Origin of the sequence: Paenibacillus endophyticus, from assembly GCF_014192395.1 — a bacterium.
Lineage (GTDB): Bacteria > Bacillota > Bacilli > Paenibacillales > Paenibacillaceae > Pristimantibacillus > Pristimantibacillus endophyticus.
Window position 1 is genome coordinate 169,844 of record NZ_JACHXW010000009.1, and the last position, 12,025, is coordinate 181,868.

Consider the following 12,025-nt stretch of genomic DNA (forward strand, 5'->3'; position numbering starts at 1 on the left):
CACTACGAGAGAAGAAGGAGTATATGATGCTTTTACGATTTTTTGCCTATTATAAGCCTTACAAGAAGCTATTCCTGCTGGATTTCTGCTGTGCGGTACTGCTGGCTGTGCTTGAGCTATGCTTCCCGCTTGCGGTCAGCTATGTAATAGATACACTGCTGCCGGATGAGAATTGGGGGCTGATTGTAACGGCCTGCGCGATTCTGCTTATTGTCTACATCATTAATACGCTGCTTTCCTACGTTGTTACCTATTGGGGGCATATGCTCGGCATTAACATTGAGACGGATATGCGCAAAAAGCTGTTCGACCATGTGCAGAAGCTATCCTTCCGTTTCTTCGACAACACCAAGACCGGTCATCTGATCTCGCGTCTTACGAATGACCTCTTCGAGATCGGCGAGGTCGCCCATCACGGGCCGGAGGATATGTTCATTGCGGCGATGACGCTCATAGGTGCTTTCGGAATCATGGCGTATATTAATCTGGAGCTGGCGATTCTCACCTTCGTGATCGTGCCGATTATTATTTGGCTCGTACTTATGTTCAATGGCAAAATGACGAAAGCCGCGAATCGCCTGTTCTCGGATATGGCTGATTTCAACGCGCGCGTGGAGGATACGGTTGGCGGTATCCGCGTCGTTCAGGCGTTCTCCAATGAAGGACATGAGAGAAAGCTGTTCAAGGTGAACAATCTGCGCTTCCGCGAAGCCAAGCTTATTTCGTACAAAATCATTGGGTTGAACTCATCCATCACGTACATGCTGATGAGACTCGTATCCGTGTTCGTGCTTATTGCAGGCACATGGTTTGTTATTAAAGGGGAATTGAAATACGGAGAGTTCATCAGCTTCGTGCTTCTGACGAATATTTTCTTCAAGCCGATCGAGAAGATCAATGCCGTTATCGAGAGTTATCCGAAAGGGATCGCTGGATTCAAACGCTACGTTCAATTGCTGGAAACGGCTCCTGACGTAGCGGATAAGCCGAATGCGACCGAGGTTGACCGCTTATCCGGCAACATTGAGTACCGCCAAGTCACGTTCGGCTATGAAGGCGAAGCGAAGGTGCTCCAAAATATTGACCTGACGATTCGCGCAGGCGAGACGATCGCTTTCGTAGGGCCGTCCGGGGCAGGCAAGACTACGCTCTGCAGCTTGCTGCCGCGATTCTACGAGATTGAGGGCGGAAGCATCTCTGTCGACGGTTATGATATTCGCGATTTGAAGCTGGACTCGCTGCGGAAGCAGATCGGAATCGTTCAGCAGGATGTGTTCCTGTTCGCAGGCACAATTCGAGAGAATATCGCCTATGGCAAGCTCGGTGCGTCGGACGAGGATATCTGGCAGGCAGCACGCAGGGCGAAGCTGGAGGAATTCATCCATGCCCAGCCGCAAGGCCTCGATACGGTAGTTGGGGAGCGTGGCGTTAAGCTGTCCGGTGGGCAAAAGCAGCGCCTTGCCATTGCGAGAATGTTCCTTAAAAACCCGCCAATCCTTATTCTCGATGAAGCGACGTCGGCGCTCGACACGGAGACGGAAGCTGCGATTCAGCAATCATTGGCAGAATTGTCCGTAGGACGCACGACGCTAGTAATCGCACATCGGCTTGCCACGATTAAGAACGCCGACAGAATCGTCGTCGTTACGGAGCAAGGGATTAGCGAGCAAGGTCGGCACGAGGAGCTTATATCGGCGGGCGGCATCTACAGCCGCTTGCACCATGCGCAGTTCGGAGCGAGATAAGGAACACTGGCATTCACAAAACAATGCGGATTCCTGTACCCTTTATTAGGCTGCTGCAAATATACCAAACGGCTCCCGAAATCATTTCGGGAGCCGTTTTTATTCAGAACGAGCGCTTACTTCTTCGCGTTGCTTCGATCCGCCTTCACAAGCCTAAGCAGCTCTCGCATATCGCTGGCCAGTCTATCCGGCGACAAGTTCTCGGCAAGAGCATCTGCCCGAATCCTCTCAATCGCTTTCACCGCTTTCGCTCCGGTTACGGTCAGTACCTTAACATCACCGCCCATGAAGGTTTTGATCTGGCTCGCAGCCATCGATAGATTATCATGGCCTTCCTTGTCAGTCCCGTTTATGCCGCCAAGTCCGTCATTCGGTGAATAGCCTTTACCCGACAGGCCTTCGGTCGGATCGAGCACTTTTTGCTGAACGTCATCGTACTTCGAGCCGGAGGCTGTCAGCTTCTCTGTTGCCAGCACGACGGTATCGTCGAAGACGAATACGCGCACGTCGGAAATGCCGATTCCGCTGAGCCTTGATTCGAGATGGGCGGAGAAGCCGCTCGCATGCAGGCTGGAGCTGCCAATCATGCTGTATACGGATGTGCCCATGCCGTTTGTGGTTTGGCCATGCTTGTTTGTCGTATGCAGCTTAGGACCGTTTTCACTTGGAATAACGGAAGGATCATGAAGCATCTTGGCTTCTTGCTGCGATAAAGCTTTGGAATGTGAGGTGTTAGGCGCGTCACTGGCGCAGCCGGATAGGGCTGCGGCAGCTAGGGACAAGGCAAGCAGCTTGCTGAGAGCGGTCATTAAACGATCATCCTCCATAGGTAGCAATTTGCTGTTAGGATGACCCTTACCATCTTATGAATATTCATAGCATCTTGGAAAATAATAAAAGAGAAAATTGAAATTTCCAGGAGGTGCAGCAATTGAATCGAAGCAATAAAGGGAAAGAGCCAAGCAAAGATGCGGTAGACGGCAACTCGCGGCGAAAGTTTCTAATCAATAGCGGCTATGCATTGGGCGGCATCGTCGTGGGAGGAGCGCTTGGCTCCCTGATCAAGCGAAAGCCAGCCGCCGAGAACGCGCCTGTTAAGACGGATGAAGGCAAGGCGGCTGAGCCGAAAAACTACAATCGGGCGCTCATGTTTTTGACACAGGACCAGTTTCGAATCGTGGAGAGCGCGACGGAACGCATATTTCCAGAGGATGATGCCGGACCGGGAGCCAAGTCGCTGGGCGTAGCCTTTTTCATCGATCATCAGCTGGCGGGGGAATGGGGATTCAATGGTCGGGACTATATGATGCCGCCTTTCTATATGGGAGAGAGCGTGCAAGGCTATCAAGGCCGGCTCAAGCGAAAGGAAATGTTCGAGATCGGGCTGCGCGAGCTTGAAAATTACAGTGTGACGAAATTTGATAAAAGCTTCGTGGAATTAACGGGCGAGCAGCAGGATGAGGTGCTTAAAGCGTTCGAGTCGGACGAGGTGAAGCTAACGACGATCTCGGCGAGCGGTTTTTTCAAAATATTGCGGAGCAGCACGCTGGAGGGCGCATATAGCGATCCCTTGTATGGCGGAAACATGGATATGAACGGCTGGAAGATGCGCAACTATCCGGGGAGTCAAATGAGCTACCTCACCATTATCGAGAAGGATTTCACAAAAATCGAGCCGAACAGCCTACAAGATCATTTGGTTGCTCATTAGCGAATCGGGAGGATATTATGGCCAAAACATTACCGAAAACCGATGTTGTCATTGTAGGTGTAGGCTGGGCTGGCGGCATTATTGCGGCCGAGCTAACCAAAAGCGGATTAAACGTCGTTGGGCTTGAACGAGGCAAGGAGCGTAAAACGGAGGATTATTTCATGGTGCATGACGAGCTTCGTTACGGCTTGCGTTACGAAATGATGCAGGATTTATCCAAAGAAACGATTACATTCCGCAGTACGGAGAAAACTCGCGCTTTGCCTATGCGGCAATACGGCTCGTTTCTCATCGGTGACGGATTAGGCGGAGCAGGGGTGCATTGGAATGGGCAAACCTATCGTTTCCTGCCATATGACTTCGAGATTCGCAGCAAGACTATCGAGAAGTATGGAAAAAACAAAATTCCGGCAGGCATGACGATTCAGGATTGGGGTATTACTTACGACGAGATCGAACCGTATTATGACAAATTCGAGAAGCTTACCGGCATTTCTGGAGAAGTGAACCCGCTAGGCGGGAAACGGAGCAGTCCATTCCCAACACCGCCGATGAAGAAGACTCCTGCGATGCAGATGTTCGTAGAAGCGGCAGGACGCCTGAAGCTGAATCCGTATATGATGCCATCTGCCAATCTTTCCGAGAATTATACGAATCCAGATGGCATTGCCCGAGCGGCATGCCAGTATTGCGGTTATTGCGAGCGCTTCGGCTGTGAGTATGGGGCTAAGGCAGATCCTGTAGTAACCGTCATCCCCGTCGCGAATAAAACCGGCAAATTCGAGATCCGTACCCATTCGAATGTACGTCGCATACTACATAAGGGCGGCAAAGCAACAGGTGTCATGTACACTGACGTAACGACAGGTGAAGAGATTATTCAGCCTGCAGACATCGTCGTCGTGACAAGCTATGTGTTTAACAATGTCCGGCTGCTGCTGATGTCCGAGCTTGGCAAGCCCTATGATTCCTCTACGGGAACGGGAGTGATTGGACGTAATTATGCGTATCAGGTTGCCAAAGGCAGCGCGATCGGTTTTTTCGAGAATCAACAGTTCAATAACTTTGCAGGAGCAGGCGCGCTGGGCGTTTCGATCGATGATTATAACGGCGACAACTTTGACCACTCCGACCTGAATTTCATCCATGGAGGCGTGATTGCGATTGGCCAGCCAGGATCGAGGCCGATTCAGAACAATCCCGTTCCTTCAGGAACGGCGTCTTGGGGCTCTGAATTCAAATCGAAGTCAGTTCATTATTCGAACCGAACGATTGGAGTTGGCGCGCAGGGGTCATCGATGTCGTTCAAGCATCATTTTCTCGATTTGGATTCGGCTTACAAGGATGTTTATGGGGATCCGCTTCTCCGCATTACGTTCGACTTTGAGGATCAAGACAGGGAGCTGGCGAAGTTTCTTGCTGAGCGCTGCTCGAAGATAGTTACAGAGATGGGCGCGGATAAGGTTGACTATTTAAAGGAGCTTGGTCCCTATGACATTATGACGTATCAGTCGACCCATAACACAGGCGGCGTCATTATGGGAAGCAATCCGGGAAACTCAGCGGTAAATACGTATAGTCAAATGTGGGATGCGGATAATGTATTCGTAGTTGGGGCAAGCTCTTTCCCCCAGAATGCCGGATACAATCCAACCAACACGGTAGGCGCGCTTGCGTACCGCGCGGCTGAAGGGATTGTAAAGTATCGTGAAAAAGGCGGCTTGCTCGTATGAGGCGAGTCGAATGCACGAATGGCAAGAAACAAAAAAGGCCATTCCCGAAGCAACTCGGGAACGGCCTTCTTTTTGTTCAGCTACAGCAGCTTCTGCACGTCTTCCTTTTTGTCTGTGGCAGAAGCAGGCTGTTCATCGTCTACGATGCCGCGCGTCGAGCTGCGGAATTCGCGAAGCGTATCGCCGAATGCCCGTCCGAGCAGCGGGAGCTTAGCGGGCCCGAAAACGATGAGCGCGATAAGCAGAATAATAACTAATCCTGAGACTCCGATATTGTTTAACATGTTGATGTCTCCTTTTTGATTCAAGTAAGGGTTGGTACCGCAGCGGCTCGTTTCGCATATCTCCGCGTTACGAGTACGCTGATTTCGAAGAGCAGGAGCAGCGGCACGGTCACGGATAGATGAGAGACAAAGTCGGGCGGAGAGATGCAGGCTCCGACGACAGCCAAGCTGACATATGCGTATTTGCGAGATCCGTTCAGGCGCTCGGGTGTGAGCACTCCGATTTTGGTTAGAAATAGGATGACGAGCGGCATCTCGAAGGCAACGCCCAGCGGGAACACGACGCTAAACAGAAAGGAAAAGTATCGATCGATCCCATAGGTCTCGACTGCACCGACGTTGTGATTCATCTCAATCATGAATCCGAGCATCATCGGGAACACGAGAAAGTAGCTAAAGGAAACGCCAATTAGAAACAGCAGGAACGACACAGGTACGTAAGCAAGCGTTCCTTTGGCTTCTGTCTCCGTTAGACCTGGCTTCACGAATGCCCAGGTTTGGTACAGCAGCACGGGCAGCGTGAACAAAATGGCAAACAGGAAGGCACACCGCAAATAGATGAACAGGCCGTCCGTGAACGAAAAAACATTCCACTCGACGGATTTGGCGGTCAAGCCTGATTTAATGTACCTCAATATCATGGGGGCAACGTATAGTCCACCGCTCATTGAGACGAAGAAACAAGCGATAACGATGATCAGCCTCTTTCTCAGCTCAGTCAGATGGTTGACCAAATCCCCTTGCAAATCCACAAAATCACCCCGCAGTACAAGCTTATTTCGTTTAAACGGTCATGACATTTCTTTAGGATATCCATTAAACATACCGTTATGCGCAGGCTTGCCTTTTCTGAAAATGATTGGGAAGCTGCGCATATGCCATGGGTTTTAGGGGAAGTTAATAATAAATCTCCCAATACCTAGGAGGCAAAACAATGAAAAATCACTACAAATGGTTGATGATGCTTACCGTGTTCCTGTTGTTTATTTCGCTTGCTGCTTGCGGTGGCAACAAAACGAATAACGGAGCTAAAAACGAAACGCCAGCCGATAATAACGGTAACGCGACGGTCAATACGGCTGAAGCGGAGTCTTTGTACGGCAAAAACTGCGTAAGCTGTCATGCGGTAGATCTTGGCGGAGGGGTTGGACCTAACCTGCAGCATGTAGGTGCGGAGATGTCTGCTGATCAGATCACGACACAAATAAGCAATGGCGGGAACGGGATGCCTGCTTACAAAGGACAGCTGAAGGACGAGGAAATTGCTGCGCTTGCCAGTTGGCTGGCTGGGCATAAATAACGCGAAACAACTAGCAGCCCCTTAGAACGATATCAATTCTAAGGGGCTGCTGCTGTTTATTTATTAAATTTATTTATTCGATTCAATTTGTTTAATGGGGTCCTTTCATATTCAAACGGTTGTATATCGTTCTTGCCATTAGAATGTGTAAGATTCACCGTCATTCGGTACTAAAACGGAAGTAGATAACCCTTTTTCTGCGAGGAATCTTTTTAATTCCTCTCTTGATAAGGTCCAGTGGTTCACTGCTTCCATATGGACGGAAATGATTGTGGAGTTTGAAGCTGCTTGCGTTACTTGATAAATATCATCTTTACCCATTACTAAAGAACCGCCTTGTAGGAACTGGTTATCTCCGCCATTTACGACAATAATCTCTGGTTTATGGGTTTCGATTACTTCCTGGATGGCTTCATACCAAACGGTATCTCCAGCTACGTAGATTGTTTTTTCATCTTCGTGCTTAAAAACAACGCCACATACATCGCCCGTCAGTTTTAATAGTTCCCCTCGACCGTGTTCTCCTTTTGTTTTGATTAGTTGGATATTTTCAAAACGTGAATCTTCATTGAGAACCTCTACTCTCTCAAAACCAGCATTTCGAACTTCCTTAGCGTCGTTTTCGTTTTGTACAAACATCGGGATATCCTTTGGCAGTGCCTCTTTTGCTTTATCGTCAAAATGATCTAAATGCAGATGGGTTACAATAACAGCATCCACATTTATAATGTTGTCAAGGGAAGTAGATAAGCTAACGAGCGGGTTGAATTGATCCTGTCGCAGCGAGTTCGGCAATGGAGGGTAAGTTCCTTTGTCAGCCAAAAATGGATCAACTAAAAATTTCTTTCCCGCATATTCGACAACCAAAGTTGCATTTCTAATTAGTGTAACTTTCATTATTACATCCCCTTTGTTTTGATATATATGTATTGTATGGGATAGACATATGGGTTTACAGAGCTTAATTCAAGTCGTTTAGCGTTTTCACTTGATATTTGAAAAACATTCAATAGGGAGGATTACTATGGATCAAACCGATATGCTTATCTTGGCTGAGTTATCTGAAAATAGTCGTATCACAATGAAGGAATTAGGAGGTAAAGTGCATTTGACCGGACAAGCAGCCGCAAGCCGTGTTGCGAAGCTGGTGGATACTGGCGTTATTGAGGGGTATTCGATTAAAGTTAACCAAGCTAAATTAGGATGCATGATGCACGTCTTTATTACGATTTTTACGAATAGCCATAATCATCAGCCATTGCTTGCCTTTATTCAAATGCAAGGGCACTACATATTGAATAACTATAAAATCAGTGGAGATGGATGTTATCTGCTTGAGTGTAGATTCCCCTCGAATGAACACATAGATCAGTTTCTTGATGGATTGACCGAACATGCTAACTACAAAATAGCTATGGTCATTAAAAAGTCGTAGAGCATCAACAAAAAAGATACATTCTAAAGATGTGTCTTTTTTTGTTGATGCTTTTTTTGTCGGGCAACCTTTTCGTATCGCCAGCGTCTATATAATAAATATTGGAAATTGAGGAAATGCAACAGGAGGTGCCAAGCTCTGAGGAAAATCGTTTTGCTAGCAACCGTTGTAGTGGCAGTCGTTGTTTTGTCGATGCTCTCTGTAGGCTATAGCTATCTGAAAGCTAATCCTCCTTTAGCAGCAGGAGTAAGCGCATCGACTAGCGATCGAAAAGTAGTTCTCGTATCGGTCGGCAATAAGAGCAAGTTCGGTGACATAAAAATATTGCAGGTGCTTGTGAATGGAGATGCGACGCCAGCTTTCGCGAAAATACAAGTAAGCGATCATCGGAAGGGTTTCATCATCTCGTCGTATAATGAAGTGGAGCATCCAGATAAGTTTGCTTTTGCGGAATTGTCTGCGGTCAGCTTGGGTCCGGGAACGGAACCGGGAGAACAGCTTGAGAAGCTGAACGAGGGAACGGCAAGTACCGAGGAGAAGATTTATGCGCTTACGATAGCGGATGAAGCGACCATTGAGCGTATTACGATTAAGTACCGTTACTACAGCATGACTTATGAAACGACGCTTTCAACGGAGATGCTTAAGCAGCCTGAACCGGTGCCGACTAACCCGCTGCAGCAAACGTGAAAGGACTTGCAAGGACGCTGCTGAACGGCCTTTTTTAAAATATAAGAATGCATATGCAAGAAATACATAGATTGCGATTAGCAGGGGAGGCAAGGCATGAAAGTAGAATGGGTAGGCATGGCAGCTTCCGCAGCAAGCATTCTTCTGAGCGGCATGTTCTTATTCGCGAATCCATATTCCGAAGCGCCGCCTAAACCGGATACGATTATCATTGTTGTGGTGATGCTGATTACGCCCGCATGCCTTGCGCTTGCGTCAGCTCTTGCAAGGCGGATGGCGCTTATGACAGTCGCTTTCGTATGGTCGCTGCCCTATGGGCTTTATTTGACATTTGCGGCTCTGCCAAGCATGTGGAGCTTATTCGGAGTGGTGCTCCTTCTTTATTTGGTTTCCGTTATTCGACTAGCGCAGACGAGGCGGCGGCGTGGCCCCAAATATTAGGTTCTACGAAAGTTAGAACTGCCGTTCATTTGCAGCCGTGGCTATGATGGATGCATAGCTGATAGAAGCTAAGGATGGAGCGGGTTAATATGGGGAGCGACATGTCGGATCTGATGATTAGAAAGCTAATGACAACCTTTGTAATATCGACGTTGGCATCTATTGTTTTGCCTTTGTTTAGTTGGTTGGGAAACGACGGTGCGATAGGCGCGGATCAGGTTATGGCAGACATCTTCTATATCACGCTTGTTTACAACATGTATATAGGAACTGTTATTTTTATTTACGGCAATGCGGTTTCTTTAATGATCGAGTGGTTTCGCTGCAAATGGTTTGCACGCTGGGCATGGTTAGGCGTATTGCTGCATGGTCTTTTTGGGATGGGTCTAGGCTTGCTTACAAAAAGCTGGTTCTTTTTGTTAATCGGCGTTCTCATTGCATTAGCCTATGGGGCGTTGGATTGGTGGCTGGAGGCTAGGATGCTGAAAGGGAAGAGAGTCGCTTTTATCATGCTTCTTCCCGTTGTGCTGTACGCGGTAACTTGGGGAGTGCTGGACGGCAAGGCCCCGCCTGAACCCCCGTTTTCCCCTGAGGAAGCAGTAGCTTTTGCCACGCAAGGGAAGGGAACGGCCATACAAGCCTTTCCTGATCATATCGGCACATGGCGAGGAACGATTGAAGATTATCAGGTCGTTAGGGAAACCAGTGCGGAAGAGACAGCAGGGAACTGCTGCATTGTTACGTTTACTGAAACGTGGCGGAAAGGAAATATAACGAATTCACAGTTCTTTGCTTATGAAGTCGACCGTGATTCAATGACTTTTTTTAAGAGTGAAGGAGCTAATCCTCCCTATGCGAGTTTTAATCTAAAAGAGTGAGGCGGGATTGTTTGTTACCGAAGAAGAGACATATCCAGATAGATGACGAAAGCAGGCTTGAAGGCGATGACGAGGCGCAGACAATGGTAATCGTCACGTTTCCGGACGGCTCACGCTGGAACTCCAACGTATATACGATGAAATGCATCCTAACCATTCGTGAAGACAATCGAGGCATTGGGGATAGCGGGTTTATATGGTCGGCGAATCCGCTATTGATTGTTGACTGCATTAGCAGAGCGCAAATCGAGGAGATGATTGATAAAAGCATCGTCGATGGCAGCTTCATATACTTGTTCGAGTATTTCGGTGCCGTACGGAAGCGGGAGCTGGATCAATATCCGGATGATTTTTTTGAGGCGGACAGTAAGCTGGACCACGATATTGTCATGCGTCATGCAAGCAAGCTCTATGAATTGCTGCAGCATACGAGCGATGAGTTTAAGGAAGCGCTGAAAGGCTATTTATTTGGCGAACGCCGAGTAAAGATAAGCGATTTAAAGCTTCTGCCCATCCTACAAGCCGGAAATGTGCAAGCCGCTGAGGCGGATAGACCAGGGCAAGAACTGAAACTCGCATGGGAACGTGTTTTTGCCGCGGGGCTGAGTGACGATGAGAAAGATCAAATCGCTATGGACCAGTTTCTATGGCATGCGTTCAGCTTCAAGAAAACATCATGCTTGAAAGAGGACGAAGCGATAAAAGCTTTTCACGATGCAAGCAAGCAGGGCTGCTATGTTTTTTACCAAGATCATGACTTGGCTTTGTTCGCAGCAGAGGCTGGTCGGTTAACGGCAAATTTGCTCGAAGGCGAGCAGGATATATACATCGTAGATCAAAACTTTGAGTGGACGTTCGTAATGACGCATGAGTCCTACTGCGGTCCTTATTTCTGTTCCAAAAGATAGGGGCAGGAAGCTCCAGAATTACGGCACCTCATAGCTGCTGATGGAAATCGCCGGCTTGTCGCCTGATTTCGACATTTCGCCTGGTATGGATATGGGCTGTATGTCTGCTCCATGCTCGTCAACGAGCATGTGCTTAATGCCTCTGGAAGGCCTTGAGCTTGACGTGTGATAGATGCCGCTGATTGGTATCTTAATGACCTCATACCCTTTTATCCTAGGAATAGGCGGGCTGCCCTCCTCCCCGTAATAAATGCTGACCGTCCCATGGAAATCTTGCGGAATTTGGTGAATGACAGGTCTGTTTTGCTCAACTGCCGCGGCTATGATGTGATTGGGAAGATAGATGATAACGATTGACGCAAGAATAAAGGGCAAGTAACCTTTCTTTTTAGTGGAAATCAACGAGCCGATTATAAATACGGCAGACGAGCTTGCGAATAGCAGCATGAATAGCATGGCTTCTGGTATGAATAAATCTCTAAGGCGCCAGATACCGAAGCCTATCATGAAGAAAACGGAAGCGGCTGCTATTATGCTTAAGCCAATAAACAGAACGATCCGCAGCCAAATAGCCGGTCTTCGCCATCTGAACATAAGGGTGTAGAAGGGTAGGATTAGAAAGAGGTATGGGGGGAGCGTCCAGTGAATTAACTTACTGGCATCGCTGCCCATACCTTGGTCGTAGACGATGATTAGATAGCTTAAATAGGCGAGCACGCCTGCAAAATAGCTGGTGACAGCTACCAAAACATAGAACAGCTTTTGCTTCACAACGTCCAGCCTCCTCCATTCATGTTGTGCGGTCTTGCTCATTCATCATAGCGCACGCCTATGAGAGGGCAGTAGTTCTAACTTTTGTAGTACTTTTATAGAAGGAAACATGATTTCATCTGCAGCGTG

General features: G+C 48.1%; 14 protein-coding genes. 9 read left to right on the forward strand and 5 right to left on the reverse strand.

Annotation, left to right across the window (positions count from 1 at the left end):
• Window positions 1–26 precede the first annotated feature (26 nt).
• On the forward strand, window positions 27–1,745 hold the full coding sequence (locus tag FHS16_RS16505) for an ABC transporter ATP-binding protein (protein WP_183564864.1): 1,719 nt from the start codon (window positions 27–29) through the stop codon (window positions 1,743–1,745).
• 116 nt (window positions 1,746–1,861) lie between these two features.
• Here the strand turns inward: FHS16_RS16505 and FHS16_RS16510 are convergent, their stop codons facing one another.
• A complete protein-coding gene (locus FHS16_RS16510; RefSeq protein WP_183564628.1) occupies window positions 1,862–2,554 on the reverse strand; it encodes a hypothetical protein in 693 nt (230 codons plus the stop codon).
• A gap of 122 nt (window positions 2,555–2,676) precedes the next feature.
• On the opposite strand from FHS16_RS16510, the gene FHS16_RS16515 reads away from it, so the two are divergent.
• Together FHS16_RS16515 and FHS16_RS16520 are read left to right on the forward strand one after the other, a co-directional pair.
• Window positions 2,677–3,456 (forward strand): gluconate 2-dehydrogenase subunit 3 family protein, encoded by a 780-nt coding sequence (locus FHS16_RS16515; RefSeq protein WP_183564631.1) that lies wholly within the window; start codon window positions 2,677–2,679, stop codon window positions 3,454–3,456.
• 17 nt (window positions 3,457–3,473) lie between these two features.
• On the forward strand, window positions 3,474–5,189 hold the full coding sequence (locus tag FHS16_RS16520; RefSeq protein WP_183564635.1) for a GMC family oxidoreductase: 1,716 nt from the start codon (window positions 3,474–3,476) through the stop codon (window positions 5,187–5,189).
• Between the two features lie 80 nt (window positions 5,190–5,269).
• On the opposite strand, the gene FHS16_RS16525 is transcribed toward FHS16_RS16520, so the two are convergent.
• Together FHS16_RS16525 and tatC are read right to left on the reverse strand one after the other, a co-directional pair.
• Complete coding sequence (locus FHS16_RS16525; RefSeq protein WP_183564638.1) at window positions 5,270–5,473, reverse strand: twin-arginine translocase TatA/TatE family subunit; 204 nt, start codon at window positions 5,471–5,473, stop codon at window positions 5,270–5,272.
• A 20-nt stretch (window positions 5,474–5,493) separates the two neighbouring features.
• Entirely contained in the window at window positions 5,494–6,225 is a 732-nt protein-coding gene (gene tatC / locus FHS16_RS16530) for a twin-arginine translocase subunit TatC (protein ID WP_183564641.1), read from the reverse strand.
• 182 nt (window positions 6,226–6,407) lie between these two features.
• Between tatC and FHS16_RS16535 the strand changes: the two genes are divergently transcribed.
• Window positions 6,408–6,773 carry a c-type cytochrome gene (locus FHS16_RS16535; RefSeq protein ID WP_246431785.1) on the forward strand — a complete coding sequence of 122 codons (366 nt, stop codon included), beginning with the start codon at window positions 6,408–6,410 and terminating at the stop codon, window positions 6,771–6,773.
• A 138-nt stretch (window positions 6,774–6,911) separates the two neighbouring features.
• On the opposite strand, the gene FHS16_RS16540 is transcribed toward FHS16_RS16535, so the two are convergent.
• The gene (locus FHS16_RS16540; protein ID WP_183564645.1) at window positions 6,912–7,670 is read right to left on the reverse strand and encodes an MBL fold metallo-hydrolase; all 759 of its coding nucleotides are present in this window, start codon (window positions 7,668–7,670) and stop codon (window positions 6,912–6,914) included.
• A 127-nt stretch (window positions 7,671–7,797) separates the two neighbouring features.
• Between FHS16_RS16540 and FHS16_RS16545 the strand changes: the two genes are divergently transcribed.
• From FHS16_RS16545 to FHS16_RS31465, 5 genes are all read left to right on the forward strand, one after another.
• Entirely contained in the window at window positions 7,798–8,208 is a 411-nt protein-coding gene (locus tag FHS16_RS16545; RefSeq protein WP_183564648.1) for an Lrp/AsnC family transcriptional regulator, read from the forward strand.
• 153 nt (window positions 8,209–8,361) lie between these two features.
• Window positions 8,362–8,898 carry a hypothetical protein gene (locus FHS16_RS16550; RefSeq protein ID WP_183564651.1) on the forward strand — a complete coding sequence of 179 codons (537 nt, stop codon included), beginning with the start codon at window positions 8,362–8,364 and terminating at the stop codon, window positions 8,896–8,898.
• A 96-nt stretch (window positions 8,899–8,994) separates the two neighbouring features.
• A complete protein-coding gene (locus FHS16_RS16555; protein ID WP_183564654.1) occupies window positions 8,995–9,339 on the forward strand; it encodes a hypothetical protein in 345 nt (114 codons plus the stop codon).
• Window positions 9,340–9,428: 89 nt separating this feature from the next.
• Window positions 9,429–10,217 (forward strand): hypothetical protein, encoded by a 789-nt coding sequence (locus tag FHS16_RS16560; RefSeq protein WP_183564657.1) that lies wholly within the window; start codon window positions 9,429–9,431, stop codon window positions 10,215–10,217.
• Between the two features lie 11 nt (window positions 10,218–10,228).
• On the forward strand, window positions 10,229–11,125 hold the full coding sequence (locus FHS16_RS31465) for a DUF4275 family protein (RefSeq protein ID WP_221226376.1): 897 nt from the start codon (window positions 10,229–10,231) through the stop codon (window positions 11,123–11,125).
• Between the two features lie 18 nt (window positions 11,126–11,143).
• Here FHS16_RS31465 and FHS16_RS16570 read toward each other — a convergent pair whose 3' ends face one another.
• Complete coding sequence (locus FHS16_RS16570; RefSeq protein ID WP_183564660.1) at window positions 11,144–11,896, reverse strand: DUF6843 domain-containing protein; 753 nt, start codon at window positions 11,894–11,896, stop codon at window positions 11,144–11,146.
• Between the last annotated feature and the right edge of the window lie 129 nt (window positions 11,897–12,025).